Origin of the sequence: Comamonas aquatica, from assembly GCF_018064205.1 — a bacterium.
Classification (GTDB): domain Bacteria; phylum Pseudomonadota; class Gammaproteobacteria; order Burkholderiales; family Burkholderiaceae_C; genus Comamonas; species Comamonas aquatica.
In genome coordinates this window covers 2,526,286-2,542,486 of the sequence record NZ_CP072916.1, presented here as the reverse complement: position 1 = coordinate 2,542,486, position 16,201 = coordinate 2,526,286, and the positions used below count along the sequence as shown (strand labels likewise).

At 68.1% G+C, this 16,201-nt stretch carries 13 protein-coding genes; 6 read left to right on the top strand and 7 right to left on the bottom strand.

Annotation, left to right across the window (positions count from 1 at the left end; genetic code table 11):
• Positions 1 to 82: 82 nt before the first annotated feature.
• From KAQ61_RS12005 to hemW, 4 genes are all read left to right on the top strand, one after another.
• Positions 83 to 1,096 carry a serine/threonine protein kinase gene (locus tag KAQ61_RS12005; protein WP_210929306.1) on the top strand — a complete coding sequence of 338 codons (1,014 nt, stop codon included), beginning with the start codon at positions 83 to 85 and terminating at the stop codon, positions 1,094 to 1,096.
• Positions 1,093 to 2,013, top strand: a complete 921-nt coding sequence (locus tag KAQ61_RS12000) for a PP2C family protein-serine/threonine phosphatase (protein WP_042417277.1) — start codon at positions 1,093 to 1,095, stop codon at positions 2,011 to 2,013. The genes KAQ61_RS12005 and KAQ61_RS12000 overlap by 4 nt, the downstream gene beginning before the upstream one ends.
• Before the next feature lie 154 nt (positions 2,014 to 2,167).
• Positions 2,168 to 2,776 carry a non-canonical purine NTP pyrophosphatase gene (locus tag KAQ61_RS11995; protein WP_043384075.1) on the top strand — a complete coding sequence of 203 codons (609 nt, stop codon included), beginning with the start codon at positions 2,168 to 2,170 and terminating at the stop codon, positions 2,774 to 2,776.
• Between the two features lie 79 nt (positions 2,777 to 2,855).
• The gene (hemW, locus tag KAQ61_RS11990) at positions 2,856 to 4,103 is read left to right on the top strand and encodes a radical SAM family heme chaperone HemW (RefSeq protein WP_210929305.1); all 1,248 of its coding nucleotides are present in this window, start codon (positions 2,856 to 2,858) and stop codon (positions 4,101 to 4,103) included.
• A gap of 140 nt (positions 4,104 to 4,243) precedes the next feature.
• On the opposite strand, the gene KAQ61_RS11985 is transcribed toward hemW, so the two are convergent.
• Positions 4,244 to 4,564 carry an I78 family peptidase inhibitor gene (locus tag KAQ61_RS11985; RefSeq protein ID WP_043384062.1) on the bottom strand — a complete coding sequence of 107 codons (321 nt, stop codon included), beginning with the start codon at positions 4,562 to 4,564 and terminating at the stop codon, positions 4,244 to 4,246.
• 140 nt (positions 4,565 to 4,704) lie between these two features.
• Positions 4,705 to 5,997, bottom strand: a complete 1,293-nt coding sequence (locus KAQ61_RS18980) for an SPOR domain-containing protein (protein ID WP_210929304.1) — start codon at positions 5,995 to 5,997, stop codon at positions 4,705 to 4,707.
• A 224-nt stretch (positions 5,998 to 6,221) separates the two neighbouring features.
• On the opposite strand from KAQ61_RS18980, the gene KAQ61_RS11975 reads away from it, so the two are divergent.
• On the top strand, positions 6,222 to 8,438 hold the full coding sequence (locus KAQ61_RS11975) for a hypothetical protein (RefSeq protein WP_210929303.1): 2,217 nt from the start codon (positions 6,222 to 6,224) through the stop codon (positions 8,436 to 8,438).
• Between the two features lie 263 nt (positions 8,439 to 8,701).
• Here KAQ61_RS11975 and KAQ61_RS11970 read toward each other — a convergent pair whose 3' ends face one another.
• The 5 genes from KAQ61_RS11970 to KAQ61_RS11950 form a co-directional block, all read right to left on the bottom strand.
• Positions 8,702 to 10,627 (bottom strand): B12-binding domain-containing radical SAM protein, encoded by a 1,926-nt coding sequence (locus tag KAQ61_RS11970; RefSeq protein WP_210929302.1) that lies wholly within the window; start codon positions 10,625 to 10,627, stop codon positions 8,702 to 8,704.
• A 199-nt stretch (positions 10,628 to 10,826) separates the two neighbouring features.
• Entirely contained in the window at positions 10,827 to 11,807 is a 981-nt protein-coding gene (locus KAQ61_RS11965) for a Bug family tripartite tricarboxylate transporter substrate binding protein (RefSeq protein WP_043384047.1), read from the bottom strand.
• A gap of 76 nt (positions 11,808 to 11,883) precedes the next feature.
• The gene (gene tcuB, locus KAQ61_RS11960) at positions 11,884 to 13,095 is read right to left on the bottom strand and encodes a tricarballylate utilization 4Fe-4S protein TcuB (RefSeq protein WP_210929301.1); all 1,212 of its coding nucleotides are present in this window, start codon (positions 13,093 to 13,095) and stop codon (positions 11,884 to 11,886) included.
• Between the two features lie 6 nt (positions 13,096 to 13,101).
• Complete coding sequence (gene tcuA / locus KAQ61_RS11955) at positions 13,102 to 14,526, bottom strand: FAD-dependent tricarballylate dehydrogenase TcuA (RefSeq protein ID WP_210929300.1); 1,425 nt, start codon at positions 14,524 to 14,526, stop codon at positions 13,102 to 13,104.
• Between the two features lie 90 nt (positions 14,527 to 14,616).
• Positions 14,617 to 15,555, bottom strand: coding sequence for a LysR family transcriptional regulator (locus KAQ61_RS11950; RefSeq protein WP_210929299.1), 939 nt, complete (start codon positions 15,553 to 15,555; stop codon positions 14,617 to 14,619).
• 130 nt (positions 15,556 to 15,685) lie between these two features.
• On the opposite strand from KAQ61_RS11950, the gene KAQ61_RS11945 reads away from it, so the two are divergent.
• A complete protein-coding gene (locus tag KAQ61_RS11945; RefSeq protein ID WP_210929298.1) occupies positions 15,686 to 16,192 on the top strand; it encodes an ureidoglycolate lyase in 507 nt (168 codons plus the stop codon).
• Positions 16,193 to 16,201 lie beyond the last annotated feature (9 nt).

Below are 16,201 nucleotides of genomic sequence, written 5' to 3'. Positions count from 1 at the left end.
TGCCATTGGACGTTTCTTTTGGTTGCTTGCAATCCCCTGATTATCCGGTTTCCGCTCCGACCTTGAGGTTTACCTGCACAAAATGTCTTCCCGGATCAAGCCAGCGCCCTTGCCACCCGATACCGTGATTGGCGACTACCGCGTGGTGCGCAAGGTGGCCTCGGGGGGCTTCGGGGTGGTCTATCTGGCACAGGACCGACAGGGGCAGGACGTGGCCATCAAGGAATATTTGCCTGCGGCCCTGGCCACGCGCGCGCCGGGCGAGCTGGTGCCCAAGGTGGCGCAGGACAAGCTGTCGCTGTACCGGCTGGGCCTGAAAAGTTTCTTTGAAGAAGGCCGTGCGCTGACGCAAATCTCCCACGCCTCGGTGGTGAGCGTGCTCAACTTCTTCCGCGAGAACGAAACCGTCTACATGGTCATGAACTTCCTGCGTGGCGCCTCGCTGCAGGAATACATCGTGACGGCGCGGGCCCAGCAGCACGCCAAGGTGCTGCGCGAGTCGTCCATCCGCTCGCTGTTCGACGAGGTGCTGCGCGGTCTGCGCATCGTGCACCAGCACAAGATGCTGCACCTGGACATCAAGCCGGCCAATATCTTTGTCACCGACGATGACCGCGCGGTGATGATCGACTTCGGCGCGGCCCGCGAGGTGCTGAACAAAGAGGGCAACTTCATCCGCCCGATGTACACCCCTGGCTTTGCGGCCCCTGAGATGTACCGGCGCAACGGTAGCATGGGCCCGTGGACCGACATCTACGCCATCGGCGCCTGCATGTTCGCCTGCATGACCGGCCAGCCGCCGGCCGATGTGCCCAGCCGCCGCGAGAAGGACCGCCTGCTGGTGGCCCTGGCGCGCTTGCGCGGTGTGTACTCCGACAACCTGCTGGAGCTGGTGCAGTGGGCCATGGCCCTGGACCCGCTGGACCGGCCGCAGTCGGTGTTTGCCCTGCACAAGGCCCTGAGCCAAGACACCGAACGCCGCTACACCCCGCTGAGCGTGTCGGAAAAGGTGCGACTGCAGCTGGACTCGCTGATCGGCGAGGGGCGCAAGACGCAGTCGCCGGGTGAAACCTCGGTCCGCATCAAGGCCCCATGAAATTCTCCGTCTTCCAGCTCAGCCGCCGCGGCGGGCGTGCCGTCAACGAAGACCGCATGGGCTACTGCTACACGCGCGATGCGGCGCTGTTCCTGCTGGCCGACGGCATGGGCGGCCATGCCGAGGGCGAGGTGGCCGCGCAATTGGCCCTGCAAAGCATTGCGGCGCAGTTCCAGCGCGAGGCCACGCCGGCGCTGGCCGATCCCACGGACTTCCTGAACCGTGCCGTCATCACGGCGCACCAGCACATCCAGCGCTATGCCAAGCTCAAGAAGATGGCGGACTCGCCGCGCACCACGGTGGTGGCGGCGGTGGTGCAGGGGGGGCAGGCGACCTGGCTGCACTGCGGTGACTCGCGCCTGTACTGGGTGCGCGATGGCAAGCTGCTGGCGCGCACGCGCGACCACTCGTACCTGGAGATGGAGCGCGGCGCGGCCACGCCACTGCTGCTGGCGCACCGGCTGCTGAATCGCAACGTGCTGTTCACCTGCCTGGGTGCCTCCGGCATGCCCATCTTCGATGTCAGCGGCCCGCACCCGCTGCGCAGCGGCGACCGGCTGCTGCTGTGCTCCGACGGTTTGTGGGGCGTGCTGAAAGAGCCGGCCCTGCTGCACGGCCTGTCGATCCTGCCGGTGGACCACGCCATCCCGGCGCTGGTGGATTCGGCCTTGCAGATTGCCGGCAACAAGAGCGACAACGTCACGGCCCTGGCCATGGAGTGGGAAGTGCCGGAGGACGTGCACAGCCAGCACGGGGTGGAGACCGATACCGCCACGACCACGCAGTGGTTTGCCTCCACCATCCAGTCCTCGCACGAGCTGGACACGCTGGACGATCCCCTGGACGAGGACGAGATCGAGCGCAACATCGCCGAGATCAACGCCGCCATCCGCCGCTCGGCCGCGCGCAAGTCCTGAGCCGGCCTGACCACTCCAGTGGCCCACATGGGCTTGCAGTTTGTCGGACACTGGGCGCTGGCTGGCACCAAGCGGACGCGCCGGCCTTGTCATCAACATCAAAATAGATAGCTATGGGCGCTTGCCATGTCTGCGTGAGTGCCTGATTAGACCCATGAAAATTGTTCTCGCCTCCAACAACCGCGGCAAGCTGGCCGAATTGCAGTCCATGTTCGCCCCGCTGGGCGTGGAGCTGATCTGCCAGGGCGATCTGTTTGAGGGCGAAGCCCCCGAGCCCTTTGGCACCTTTGTGGAAAATGCTCTGAGCAAGGCGCGCTTTGCCGCCGAGCGCACCGGCCTGCCGGCGATTGCCGACGACGCCGGCCTGTGCGTGGACGCCTTTGACGGCCAGCCCGGCGTGGACACGGCCTACTACTGCACGCACTACGGCTACGAGAAAAGCGACGCCAACAACGTCACCTGCCTGCTGGAAAACCTGGCGCCACACGCCAACCGCCAGGCCGCCATGGTCAGCACCCTGGTGGGCGTGCGCCACCCCAAGGACCCTGAGCCGCTGATCGCCGTGGGCCGCGTGCACGTGGAGATCGCCACCGCGCGCCGCGGCAGCAGCGGCTTTGGCTTTGACCCGGTGCTGATCATTCCCGAGATCGGCAAGACCTTTGCCGAGATGGCACCCGAGTTCAAGAACGACCACAGCCACCGTGGCCGCAGCACGCGCGCCATGATGGAGTTGCTGCGCACCACGTGGCTGGCCACGGCCTGAGGCAGAGGCGGGTGGGGGCTGTGCCGCCGCCGCGGGTGGCCTGCCGCGCAGCCTGAGTACCGATTGACGTTTGAATGCGATGAATATTCCTATTAATCCGGCAGAGACCGCAGCCCTGGGCCAGTCGCCCAAGGACGTGCAGCACTACATGCGCGCCGGCACGCTGGGCCTGCCGGCGCTGCCGCCGCTGTCGCTGTACATCCACCTGCCCTGGTGCCTGAAGAAGTGCCCGTACTGCGACTTCAACTCGCACGAGCAGCGCAGCCAGGCCGACGGTGGTGTCCCGGAGCAGCGCTACATCGACGCCCTGATGGCCGATCTGGAGGCCAGCCTGCCCTTGATCTGGGGGCGCACCGTGCACAGCGTCTTCATCGGGGGCGGCACGCCCAGCCTGTTCAGCCCGGACAGCATCGACCGCCTGATCAGCGGCCTGCGCGCGCGCCTGCGCATGGAGCCGGACTGCGAAATCACCATGGAGGCCAACCCCGGCACCTTCGAGAAGGAACGCTTTCGCGCCTACCGGCATGCCGGGGTGACGCGCCTGTCGATCGGCGTGCAAAGCTTTGACGACCGCTTCCTGCAGGCCCTGGGTCGTGTGCACGACGGCGCCCAGGCGCGTGCGGCGGTGCAGGAGGCGGCCGAGGCCTTCGAGACCTTCAACCTCGACATCATGTACGCCCTGCCGGGGCAGACCGAGGCCGACCTGGTGCGCGACCTGGAAACGGCGCTGGGCTTCCACCCCCCGCACATCTCCATCTACCACCTGACCATCGAGCCCAACACCTATTTCGCCAAGTTCCCGCCCGTGGTGCCCGAGGAGGACACGGCCTACGACATGCTGGATCGCATCACCGCCATGACCGGTGCGGCCGGCATGCAGCGCTACGAGATCTCGGCCTATGCGCGCGAAGGCCACCAGTGCTTCCACAACACCAACTACTGGCAGTTCGGCGACTACCTGGGCATTGGCGCGGGAGCGCACGGCAAGCTCAGCTTTGCGCACCGCGTGGTGCGCCAGGTGAAGCTGCGCGATCCGCAGCGCTACATGGACGCCGCCCTGGCCGGGCGTGCCCTGGCCAGCGATGAGGATGTGCGCCGCAAGGACCTGCCGTTCGAGTACATGCTGAACGCGCTGCGCCTGCGCGGTGGCTTTGCCATCCAGGAATACCTGGACCGCACCGGCCTGCCCATCAGCACCATCAGCGCGGCCCTGGACGAGGCCGAGCGCAAGGGGCTGGTGCTGCGCCAGCACGGGCGCGTGACCCCGACGGAGCGCGGCTTTGATTTCCTCAGCGATCTGCAGGCGCTGTTCCTGGGCGATGCCTGAGCGACTGGGTGCCCGGGGCCTTGCGGTCCGGGTCTGTGCAACTCCCAAAAAGAAAGCACCTCGCGCAGGTGCTTGCTGGTTTTCAGGTCGTTAGGTGCTGAAAGCAGCCGTGCCTGCTGCGTGACCTGCTATCAAAAGCGTCAGCCGCAGCGTGCCGCGACAATGCGACCGGTGGCGTCCACTTCCAGGTTCAGGCGCTCGGCGTTGAACTCCATGGTCACGGCCTGGCCGGGGCGCAGCACGCGCACCATGTAGGCGCCGGCCTTTTTGCGCGCCTCGGACACGTTGTGCTCGGTGTTGGTCTTGCCCACGGCCCATTGCGCCTTGTCCGGGTTGCAGTTCTGCACGGTGCGGGGGGCCTGCTGGGGGCCGGCCCCACCGGCGCGGGGCGGCGTCAGCGTACAGCCAGCGGCCAGTGCGGCCACCGCGGTCATGGCAAGTGCGTGCAATCCAACGTGCATGGGACGGGCTCCTTCTTGAACATGCTGGGACCATACCAGCCCACGTCGGCCATTTTGCGCTTCATGTGTGACGGTTTGTGTCGATCTGCAAGCCGGTGTGGCGGGCCTGAGCGCCATGGCCCCGCCACGGCAAAACGCGCCTAGCCGCGCGGATGCTGGAACACGCTGGCGTCGATGCGCAGCTGCTTGGCCTTGACGGCGGCCTGCTCGGCCTGCTGGCGCGTGTCGAACGGACCGATGCGCAGGCGCGTGAGATCGCCCTTGCTGCTGCTGACGGTTTGGCGCAGGGCATTCAGCTTGGCGCCCTGCAATTGCTGGACGGCCTTGTCGACATTCGCGGCCTGGGCGTAGACACCGGCGTTCAGGTAAAACTTGCCGGGCACCAGGCGCCCGTTGGTTGTTGCGGGCGCAGGCTTGGGCTCGGGGGGGCTCTTGCTGGTCTTGTCGGCTTTCCCGGCCTTGGCGGTCTTGGTGCCCTTGTCGGTTTTTTCGGGCTTGGCCGGTGCGGGGGGCTTGGCGGCTGGCGCAGGCGGTGTCACGGCTTTCTTGGCCGGGGCTGGCTGCGTTGCCGGGGGCGATGCCGCGGCCAGGGCTGGTGGCGGCACAGGCACAACGGCCGGTGCTGCAGGGGCTGGCGCAATCGCCGCTGCCGGCTCGGCGACCAGGGCCGTTTTTGGGGCGACTTCGGGCGTGGCGGGCACGGCCTGGGCCAGTGTGACGAGGGACAGCGCGGGCGCTGCGGGCGCGCTGTCGGCGGGATGGTCGGCCGCAGGCGTGGGGGTGAAGGCCACAGGCTGCGTCGGTGCCAGGTTGGACACCTGGGGAATGACGAGGTCGGGCGGGCCGGACGGTGCGGGGGCCTCGCTCGGTCCACCTTGCTTGACCTGGTGCAGCACCAGGCCGGTCAGGGCGGCCAGCAGCAGGGCCTGGATGGAGGCGATGGTGTGCAGGCGGTCCTTGGTCACGGCCTGCTCCGCCAGCTGCGCGCGTGCCTGTGACAGCGAGCTGGCGCGGGTCAGCGTCTGCAGCGTGTGCTGGCGCACATGCTGGTAGTACAAGGCGTTGCCCAGGGTGCCCGGCACCACACACAGCAGCATGCCGACCAGCAGGCACAGGGCCAGCTCCAGCGGCAGCGGCAGCCGCCCGTGCACGCCGCCCCACCACACCAGCAGCAGCGCGGCCAGCAGGCACAGGTACAGGGCCGCCGGGCGCCACAGCTTGCGCAGCACCAGCCAGGCCAGCGTGCAGAAGGCGGCGCCATGGTTCCAGGTGGGCACGGCCTTGCCCAGGGTCTCGAAGCGCTGGAAGTGCCGTTGGTAATACGCTGCGTTGACGGGGCCGACGCTCAGCCGGTACAGGTCGGGCATGATGCCCGTGTCCCCGGAGGAGGGGGCAGGCGTGAAGGCGTTGGAGCGGGAAGGCGTCGCAGGCATGCGGGCGATTGTGGCATGGCCGGTGTGCGGCCCTGAATTGTCAAACAATGTTTGTCACACCCGGCCCACACGGCGGTCGCAGGTGGTTGCGCCGCGCCTTTTGGGCGCACACCCTTGCGCGGGCTTTTACACTGGCGGCTTTGTTTTCGCGGCGCGACCCCTGCTTGGGGGCTGTGCCCACCGTGGCGGCTGTGCAGGCCGCCGTGCTACCGAGTCAGTAGGTCATGCAACAACAACACGAATGGCAGTTTTTCCGGGCGGGCGGGGTGGATCAGGTCACCATCCGCACCGGTGCAGATATCGCAAACATTGGGCAACTGGATCAGAAGCTGTGGGTGGCCCTGGCCTGTCCCACACGCGGCATTGAATTCGACAGTGCCACGCTGGACATGATCGACCTGGATGCCGACGGTCGCATCCGCGCGCCGGAACTGGTGCAGGCCTGCGAATGGGCGGTCTCCATGGTCCAGGACCCGGAGGTGCTGACCACCGGGTCGGACGTGCTGCAGCTGTCGTCGCTGCGCACAGATTCCGACGAGGCGCGGGCCCTGCTGGATGAAGCCCGGCGCATCCTGGCGCTGCAAGGGCGTAGCTGCACCGACAGCGTCTCGCTGGCCGAGGTGCAGCAGCGGCTGACGACGCTCAACAGCATGCCCTTCAACGGCGACGGCATCCTGAACCCCGTGACCCTGGCTGATCACCCCGCGCTGGCCGCCCTGGCGGAGCGCATCATGGCCGCCTATGGCAGCGCCCAGGGGTGTGACGGCCAGCCGGGCCTGGGCCGCGCGCAGCTGGACAACTTCTTCACCGACGTGCAGACGATTGCCGACTGGCATGCGCGCGCCCAGTCCAACACCTGTGCCCTGCCCACGCAGGAGCAGGCCATGGCCGCCGCGCAGGCGCTGAATGCCGTGCAGGCCAAGGTCGAGGACTTTTTTGCGCGCACGCGCCTGGCGGCTTTCGACGCCAGCGCCCTGGTGCCGCTGAGCCCGTCCGTCGAAGGCTACGCCGCCCTGGGCAAGCAACTGCTGAGCCAGGAGGACGCCGCGATTGCCGCCCTGCCCGTGGCCACCGTGGTGGCCGGGGGCGAGCTGCCGCTGACGCAGGGCATCAACCCCGCCTGGGCCGAGGCGATGGCCACCCTGCGCACCACGGCCGTCGAGCCGCTGCTGGGCCCGCTGGACAGCCTGAGTGCCGCGCAGTGGGCGCAGCTCAAGGCGCAGCTGGCGCCGTGCCAGGCTTGGCTGGCGGACTACCCGGCGACCCCGCTGGGCACGGTGGCGCAGGCCGAGGCCCAGGCCCTGCTGGACAGCGGCATGCAGCAGCAGTTGCAGGATTTCATTCAGCACGATGAGGACGAAAAGCAGCACAGCGTGCACGCGATCGCGCTGGAGAAGCTGATCCGCTACCAGCGCGACCTGCTGGCGCTGTTGAACAACTTCGTGGCCTTCTCGCAGTTCTACAGCCGCCAGGGCGCGGCCTTCCAGGCCGGCACCCTGTTCCTGGACGGGCGCAGCTGCGACCTGACGGTGGATGTGGCCAACCCCGCTGCGCACGCCACGCTGGCCGGCATGGCCAAGGTCTTCCTGGCGTATTGCGAGTGCCAGCGCAACGGCCAGAAGCGCCACATCGTGGCCGCCTTCACGGCCGGGGATGTGGACTTCCTGTTCGTCGGGCGCAACGGCATCTTCTACGACCGTGCCGGCCAGGACTGGGATGCCACCATCACCAAGCTGATCGAGAACCCCACCAGCATCGGCCAGGCCTTCTTCTCGCCCTACAAGAAGTTCGTGCGCATGGTCGAGGAGCAGGTGGCCAAGCGCGCCGCCGCCAAGGACGCCTCGGTCACCGCCAGCCTGGACGCCCAGGCCAGCAAGCTGGTCGACGTGAGCAAGAGCGCCGCCGCCGCGCCGGCCCCCGCTGCCGCGGCGGGCAAGAAGACCGATGTCGGCACGGTGGCCGCCATCGGTGTGGCGCTGGGCTCCATCAGCACGGTGTTGGTCGGCATATTCGGCAAGTTCGTGGAGCTGGGGCCCTGGATCCCCGTGGCCTTGCTGGGCATCATCCTGGCCATCTCCGGCCCCAGCATGCTGATTGCCTGGCTGAAGCTGCGTGAGCGCAGCCTGGGCCCCATCCTGGACGCCAGCGGCTGGGCCATCAATGGCCGCATGAAGATCAACCTGCAGCTGGGCAACTCGCTGTCGCAGGCGGCCAAGGTGCCGCTGAGCGCCAAGCGCATCACCCACGACCCGTTTGCCGACAAGCACACCGCCCGCTGGGTCTGGGGCGTGGTGGCCGTGCTGGTGCTGGCCGCGCTGGCCTGGCGCTGCGGCTGGGTGGACCGCGTGCTGCCCCAGCCCTGGCAGTACGACGCGGTGATGGCCGAGGTGGCGCCGCCGCCGGCAGCCACGCCTGCACCCGCTCCTTCGCCTGCGCCTTGAGCGGCGTCCTATAGCCCCCACAAGCCAGCAGCCTGCTGGCTTTTTTCATAGCTGCAGGCGCAGGATAGATAAGGGCTAGAGGTCATTTTGGCCAGAAATTGCGGGAGACCGGTCCGTGCCGGTCTCCGCAGCGGTCGGTCGTGCCGGCCCGGTGCGCCCCGAACACGCAGTCCCCAAAGGCCTGGGGGTGCCGCAGCAAGTGCCTGCCATGGCTATGCCCCGTCAGCGCCCGCAGCGCGGGTTGTGAGATGGCGACGCCGGGCTTACCAGCCCTTGGCGGCCAGCGCCTTGGCGATCTTGTTGCGCGGCACGGTGGGCTTGGGCACCTTGAAGTCGAACCAGTTGCGCACGTCCTCTTCCACGCCGATGCCGTGCATGAAGTTGTAGATGGCTTTCTTCAGCCCCACGCCCAGGGCGTCGTGGTCCACGCCGGTGGGGTCGATGAAGGGGATGTCGTTGCGCGCAAACGTGGCGGGCGGCAGCGCAGGCAGGGTCACGCCGTAGGCCTGCGGGTTCTGGCCCACGGGCGAGTGGATGGTGCAGGCAAAGCGGTGGAAGAAGCCGCTCTGGATGCAGCCGTTCTCGAACAGCTGGCGCACATACTCCAGCGCATCCACCGTGTCCTGCGCCGTCTGCGTGGGAAAGCCGTACATCAGGTAGGCGTGCACCAGAATGCCCGCGTCGGTCAGCGCCTTGGTCACGCGCGCCACCTGTTCCACGCTGACGCCTTTTTTCATCAGGTTGAGCAGGCGGTCCGAGGCCACTTCCAGCCCGCCGGACACGGCGATGCAGCCGCTGTCGGCCATCAGCTGGGCCAGCTCGGGGCTGAAGGTTTTCTCGAAGCGGATGTTGCCCCACCAGCTGATGTCGGTGCCGCGCGCGATCAGCTCCTGGGACAGGGCCTTGAGCGCCTTGGGCGGCGCGGCCTCGTCCACGAAGTGAAAGCCGGTCTGGCCGGTCTCGGCCACGATGGTGTCGATGCGGTTGGCCAGCTCGGTGGCGCTGGCGCCTTCGTAGCGGCCGATGTAGTCCAGGCCCACGTCGCAGAAGCTGCACTTCTTCCAGTAGCAGCCGTGGGCAATCGTCAGCTTGTTCCAGCGGCCGTCGCTCCACATGCGGTGCATGGGGTTGAGCATGTCCAGCAGCGACAGGTAGTCGTGGATGGGCAGGCCGTCCCAGGTGGGCGTGCCCACCTCGGCAAAGGCGATGTCGGCTTCCATCAGGTTGATGTACTGCACCGCGCCCTCGTCGTTGCGCACGAAGGTGCGCACCAGGCGCGAGCGGCCACGCTCGCCGCGCAGGTGTTCCAGCAGCGCCAGCAGCGGGCGCTCGCCCGCATCCAGCGTGATGAAGTCGAAATAGTCGAACACGCGCGGCTCGGCCAGCGTGCGCAACTCGGTGTTCACAAAGCCGCCGCCCAGCACCAGCGTGATGTGGGGGAACTCGGCCTTGATGGTCTGGGCGATGCGGAAGGCCGCGTAGACCGAACCCGGGAAAGGCGTGGACAGCAGCACCACCGTGGGGCGGTGGCGCCAGACGGCCTTGCGCGTCAGCTCGGCCAGCGCGTCATCGACCAGGGTGGGGGCGGCGGCCAAGGCCTCGGCCAGCGGATCGAAGGTGGGCTGGTTGCCCGACAGCGACTCGGCATAGCGCACAAATTCAAAGCGCGGGTCGGCCGCGTCGCGGATCACGTCGGCCAGGTCGTTCAGGTACAGCGTGGCGTAGTGCTTGGCGCGGTCCTGCTGGCCCAGTGCGCCGAAGGCCCAGCCCACGGGGTCGCCCGAGCCATCGTCCATGTAGTGTTCCAGCGCATCGAAGCGCGGGCCCTCGGGCAGCCAGGCGCGGCTGACGATGCGGTGGCTCAGCGTGCTGTCCTTGCCCTGCAGGAAGGCGATGACGCGGTTCACCGTGGCCAGGTACTGGTCGCGCTGGCCCATGAAGCTTTGCACGGCGGGGCTGAACAGGCGGCCCGGGTCGGCGTCGTACTGCGCCTGCACCAGGTCGATGATCTGCGCCAGGCCGTCGCGCGACAGCAGCTTGAGCACCAGGGCCAGGGCCAGGTCTTCCTGCACCGCATCCACCCCGCGCGAACGCAGAAAGCCCGTCAGATAGGGCGCAGAAGGGTAGGGCGTGTTGAGCTGCGTCATCGGCGGGATGAGCGACAGCACGCGGGTGTCAGGAGCAGTCATGAAGGTTCAGCAGGCCGGCGGGGCGGCACGCAGGGCCGCACAACAAAAGCCCGGCTGGACAGCAGGGCGGGGCGATATTGTCGCTGGCTTGGCGAAAAAGCGCCGGCACCGGGTTTCTGGCGGCCCGGCCCCAGGGCCTGCGCGGGCGCAAAAAAAGCCACCCGCAGGTGGCTGTCAAGGAAGGAAGCGGGGGTATGCCTCAGTTGGCAGAGAGCTTGCGCTCTTTCACCACGCGGCCCCACTGCTCATATTCTTTTTTCATGAACGCCGCCAGTTCCTGGCGCGTGGTGGGCTGCGGCGTCAGGCCATGGTCGTTCAAGGCCTTTTTCACGCCTTCGTCGTTCAGGGCCTTGACGATCTCCACGTTCCAGCGGTCCAGGATGGCCGTGGGGGTTTTGCTGGGCGCCACGAAGGCGTACCAGTTCAGGGCCTCAAAGCCGGGGTAGCCGGCTTCGGCCACGGTGGGGATGTCCGGCATGTAGGCCGGGCGTGTCAGGCCGGTGGTGGCCAGGGGGATCAGCTTGCCGGCCTGCACATGCGGCAGGGCGGTGGGCGGTGCGGCGAAGTAGCTGGTCACGCGCTCGCCCAGCAGGTCCTGCAGGGCCGGGGCGCCGCCCTTGTAGGGCACGTGCACCATTTCCACGCCGGCGCGCTGGTTGAACAGCTCACCCGCCAGGTGCGAGGCCGAGCCGGCGCCGGTGGAGGCGTAGTCCACCTTGCCGGGCGACTTCTTGGCCAGCGCCACGAACTCCTGCAGGTTCTTCACCCCCGCGCCCTTGTGCACCACCAGCACGTTCGGGAAGTTGACGCCCCCGGACAGCGGTGCCAGGTCCTTGAACGGGTCGTAGGTCAGCTTCATCAGGTGCGGTGCGATGGTCAGCGGGCCGACCGAGCCGAACAGGATCACCGATCCGTCGGTGGCGGCATTCGCCACCTGGCCGTGGGCGATGTTGCCGCCCGCGCCGCCCTTGTTCTCCACCACCACGGACTGGCCGATGTTCTCGCTCAGCTTCTTGGCGATCAGGCGCGCAGCGGCGTCGGCCGCGCCACCGGCGGCAAAGCCCACCACCATGGTCACGGGTTTCTTGGGCGGGAAATCCTGGGCCAGGGCCGGCAGACCGCCCAGCAAGCCGGCGCTGAGCAGCACGGCAGAGGATTGGATGAGGGTGCGTCGTTGCATGCGGTATCTCCTGAATGGGTGTTATGTTTTGGGTGTGGGGGAGTTCAGCGCCGCGGGGCTTGTGGCCCCGCACGCCTCAATCGGCCCCTAGGCCGATGGGGTTGGGTTGGCGTTTTTCGGTGGCGTGGCGCAGCAAGGCCGCGGTGCGGAACACACCATGGGCAAACTTGCCGTAGGGCAGGGTGGCGAACAAGGCCATCACCGCGCCCAGGTGCAGGCACAGCAGCAGGGCCAGGGCGGGGGTGGCACGGGCCCACCACAGCGCCAGGCCGCTGGTGGCCACCAGGAACAGCAGGGCGATGAAGCCCAGGTCCATGGGTTTTTGCTGGGCATCGCCATGCAGCGGGTGGCGGCGGCGGTTGAGGCGCCACAGGCCGGCCGTGCCCAGGGCCAGCATCACGCCGCCCGTGCCGCCCAGCAGCTTGGGCAGGCTGGGCAGGTCGTAGGGCGCGGCCCAGCCCAGCAGGTAGTGGTAGAGCGTGGCCACGCCGGTGGCGGCAAAGCACAGCAGGAAACCGTAGAAGGTCAGGTGGTGGCAGCGGCGGCGCTGCAGGGTGTAGGCATCGTCCTCGTTGTGGCAACCGTCGCCGTGGCCGCCATCCAGGTACTTCAGGCGCAGCACGTCGCCGGTGGCTTCGGCGGCTGCGGGCCGACTGACGTCGGCGCCACTGGTCGCGTGCTTGATGTCCTTCCAGAAGCGGCGCACGCCCATGGACAGCGCCAGCACCACGAACAGGAACACCGGCGCAAACAGGCCCACCAGCAGGTTGTGCGGGAACAGCTGGTAGAAGTTGCCACCCAGATCGGCTCCCCACAGTGCGCCCAGGCCGCCGCCTTGCAGCACGGCGCCCAGCACCAGGAACAGGCTCAGCGCGGCCACCAGGGCCAGCGACAGCGTCAGGCCGTTGCGCTGGTACAGCTGGCCCAGCGCCGGGGGCCAGGCGTAGTCCGCATAGGTCTGGCCGCGCACCTCGGCCATGGCCTTGGGGATGTTGATGCCGAACTCGTGTGGCGGGGCGTACTGGCAGGCGTGCAGGCAGGCGCCGCAGTTGTGGCACAGGTTGGCCAGGTAGTTCACATCGGCCTTGCCAAACTCCAGGCGGCGCGTCATGGCCGGGAACACGGCGCAAAAGCCCTCGCAGTAGCGGCAGGCGTTGCAGATCTGCATGACGCGGGCCACTTCGCCTTCGGCCGCGCTCAGGGGCAGGATGGGAATGACCTTGCCGCTGTGGCCAGAGGCCAGGGCCTGGGCTTCCTGGCCCAGCGTTTCAAAGGATTGGATGCTCATGGTGGCTTACACCTCGTCTTTCACGGCGCCGTGTTCGGCGCCTTTACCCGCAGCGGCCAGCGCCGCGTTGCGTCCGGCGATGCGGCCAAAGGCCGTGCCGATGGACATGCCCACACCGGCGGTGTAGCCCTTGCCCAGCACGTTGCCGGCCATCATTTCGCCGGCCACAAACAGGTTGCGACTGGGCTGCCCTGCAAAGCGCACGGCGGCGGTGTCGTCGGTTTCAAGGCCCAGGTAGGTGAAGGTCACGCCGGGGCGCAGGGCGTAGCCGTAGAACGGGCCGGTGTCGATGGGGCGGGCCCAGTGCGTCTTGGCGGGGGTCACGCCTTCGGTGTGGCAGTCGTCCAGCGCCGTGTGGTCGAACTGGCCCACCTGGCAGGCGCCGTTGTAGGCGTTGAGCGTGCGCATGAAGGTGTCCACGTTCAGCCCCAGCTTCTGCGCCAGCTCGGGCAGGCTGTCGGCCTTGACGCCGGGGAACACGGGCGGCATGAAGCGCCCGATGGCCTTGCTGTCGATGATGGAGTAGGCAATCTGTCCGGGTTGCTGGGCCACCAGGCGGCCCCAGATGGCGTAGCGCTTGGGCCAGAAGTCCTCGCCCTCGTCGTAGAAGCGCTCGGCCTCGCGGTTGACCACCACGCCCAGGGACACGCAGTCGATGCGGGTGCAGATGCCGCCGTCGTACAGCGGTGCGCGCGCGTCGATGGCCACCATGTGGGCCTGGGTGGGGTCGCCAATGCCGTCGACCCGGTGGTCCTCCAGCAGGTGCTTGAGCAGCACCCCCTTGTTGAAGGCGGTGCCACGGATGATGAAGTTGTCGGCCGGCCATTCGCCACGCGCGTTCTGGCCCCAGGCCTCGCGCAGCCATTCGCGGTTGGACTCGAAGCCGCCGGCGGCCAGCACGCAGCTGCGGGCGGTGATGCGCTGGCCGTTCACATAGGCTGCCTTGAAGATGCCGTGGTCGATGTCAATGCGATCCACCGGCGACTCGTAGCGAATCTCCACACCCAGCGCCTCGGCACTGCGGTAGTAGGCGTTGACCAGCGCCTTGCCGCCGCCCATGAAGAAGGCATTGGTGCGGGCCACATGCAGCGCGCCCGACAGCGGGGGCTGAAAGTGCACGCCGTGCTGGCGCATCCAGTGACGGCAGGTGGAGGAGGCGCGGATCACCATGCGCGCCAGGTGCTCGTTGGTGATGCCCCCCGTCACCTTCAGCAGGTCTTGCCAGTATTCCTCTTCGGGGTAGGCCTCGACCAGCACATCCTGCGGCGCATCGTGCATGCAGCGCAGGTTGCGGGTGTGGGCGGAGTTGCCGCCGCGCCATGCGCGCGGTGCGGACTCCAGCAGCAGCACGCGGGCACCTGCTTCGCGCGCCATCAGCGCGGCGCACAGGGCGGCATTGCCACCACCGATGACCAGAACATCGGTGTCCATGAATCTCTCTCCTTGCAGTCTCACTCGTGGGGAAGATCGACTGTAGGGAGCGCACCCGGCCCTGGGCAGGGGGTTCAGGGAATGGGGGTATCAGTTTTTGTGATGGCTCAACGTGGCGCCGGCCCAGGCGCCGCTGGTCACCAGGTGCTCGGCGCAATCGCGCAGCACCACGCGGGCGGCCAGCGCGGCGGGCGACAGCTCATCCTCCGACAGGCCGCACAGCATGGCCGGGCGGCGCACCTGGCCGTCCACGATCTCCGACCACAGGAATTCGCCCTGCGTGGCGTGGTGCAGCTTGACGGCCGACCAGGGCTGCACCGTGGCGCCCATGCCGGCCATCACGGCCTCCATCAGCAGTGGCAGGCCGTCAATCTCCAGTGCCATGTTCAAGGGCAGGCCCGCATGCGCGAAGGCGGTGACGATGGCATTGCGCAGCCCGTGGCTGCCCGAGGGCAGGATCAGCGGCACGCCGCCCATCTGCGCCATGGTGGTGGTGGCCGTGTGCGGGCACACCGGGCGGCGCTTGGACTGGATCAGGTAGAGCTTTTCCTCCAGCAGCGGCTGCACGCTCCAGCGGCGGGCGCCCTGTGCATCGAACAGGATGGCCAGATCCAGCTGGCGCGCATTCAGCAGGCTGGTCAGGTGGCCCGACAGCGCCGACACCATGTGCAGGCGCACCTCGGGGTAGCGCTGGCGCAGGGCCTGCATCAGCGGCAGGCCCAGCACCGAGGCAATCGTCGGTGACAGGCCAATGCTCACGGCCCCCGACAGCCGCGCCTGTTGCGCCGCGTGGATGGCCTGCTCGGCATGCCGCAGCGTCAGCTGGGCCTCGTGGAAAAAGGCCAGCCCGGCCTCGGTCGGGGCCGTGCCCTTGCTGGAGCGCTGCAGCAGGCGGGTGCTGAGTTCGCTCTCCAGGCGGCTGATCTGCTGGCTCAGGGCGGACTGCACCATGTCCAGGTCCATGGCGGCGCGGCTCATGGAGCCCAGTTCCACCACACGCACGAAGTAGCGCAGTTGGCGCAGTTCCATAGGTGGTTCACAGTGAAGACAGAAAACGCGGGCGCGATGCCCCCGCACCAGCCGGCATGGTAGCGGCCCCGCAAGGGCGACGCCGTGCACGGTCCGCATGGCGTGGCATTGCGCTTGCTTATCTGCGGGCATGCCTGACCTGATCCTGACCCCCGAACCCCTGACGCCTGCGCGCTTTGCCTCTTTTGGCCACGTGCTGGCCGTGCAGGGGCAATCGCCCGCGCTGCCCGCCTGGCCCATCAACGGTGGCAACGCCATGCGGCATGAACTGCTGGCCGACCTGCAGCTGACGGCCGAGGGCGGCGTGCCCATGCTGGCGCTGTTCAGCGCCCAGGCGCGGCAGTTTCCGCTGGCCGTGACCGAGCTGGAGCGCCACGCCCTGGGCAGCCAGACCTTTGTGCCGCTGGGCACGCAGCGCTTTGTGGTCGTGGTGGCCCGCCCCGGGCCGGCCCCCCAGGCGGGCGAGCTGCAGGCGTTCGTCACCGACGGCCGCCAGGGCGTGGTGCTGGCGCCGGGGACCTGGCACCACGCCCTGCTGGCGGTGGAGGGCGGGGATTTTGTGGTGGTGGAGCGGCGCGCGGCGGTGGTGGATTGCGAGGTTTGTCGCCTGGACCCGGGCGTGCAGCTGCGGTTCTAGCGCCCCGGC

Excerpts from the sequence above, each read along its gene's own strand:
- KAQ61_RS12005 (WP_210929306.1), top strand. The coding sequence starts at position 83 with ATGTCTTCCCGGATCAAGCCAGCGCCCTTGCCACCCGATACCGTGATT.
- KAQ61_RS12000 (WP_042417277.1), top strand. The coding sequence starts at position 1,093 with ATGAAATTCTCCGTCTTCCAGCTCAGCCGCCGCGGCGGGCGTGCCGTC.
- KAQ61_RS11995 (WP_043384075.1), top strand. The coding sequence starts at position 2,168 with ATGAAAATTGTTCTCGCCTCCAACAACCGCGGCAAGCTGGCCGAATTG.
- hemW (WP_210929305.1), top strand. The coding sequence starts at position 2,856 with ATGAATATTCCTATTAATCCGGCAGAGACCGCAGCCCTGGGCCAGTCG.
- KAQ61_RS11985 (WP_043384062.1), bottom strand. The coding sequence starts at position 4,564 with ATGCACGTTGGATTGCACGCACTTGCCATGACCGCGGTGGCCGCACTG.
- KAQ61_RS18980 (WP_210929304.1), bottom strand. The coding sequence starts at position 5,997 with ATGCCTGCGACGCCTTCCCGCTCCAACGCCTTCACGCCTGCCCCCTCC.
- KAQ61_RS11975 (WP_210929303.1), top strand. The coding sequence starts at position 6,222 with ATGCAACAACAACACGAATGGCAGTTTTTCCGGGCGGGCGGGGTGGAT.
- KAQ61_RS11970 (WP_210929302.1), bottom strand. The coding sequence starts at position 10,627 with ATGACTGCTCCTGACACCCGCGTGCTGTCGCTCATCCCGCCGATGACG.
- KAQ61_RS11965 (WP_043384047.1), bottom strand. The coding sequence starts at position 11,807 with ATGCAACGACGCACCCTCATCCAATCCTCTGCCGTGCTGCTCAGCGCC.
- tcuB (WP_210929301.1), bottom strand. The coding sequence starts at position 13,095 with ATGAGCATCCAATCCTTTGAAACGCTGGGCCAGGAAGCCCAGGCCCTG.
- tcuA (WP_210929300.1), bottom strand. The coding sequence starts at position 14,526 with ATGGACACCGATGTTCTGGTCATCGGTGGTGGCAATGCCGCCCTGTGC.
- KAQ61_RS11950 (WP_210929299.1), bottom strand. The coding sequence starts at position 15,555 with ATGGAACTGCGCCAACTGCGCTACTTCGTGCGTGTGGTGGAACTGGGC.
- KAQ61_RS11945 (WP_210929298.1), top strand. The coding sequence starts at position 15,686 with ATGCCTGACCTGATCCTGACCCCCGAACCCCTGACGCCTGCGCGCTTT.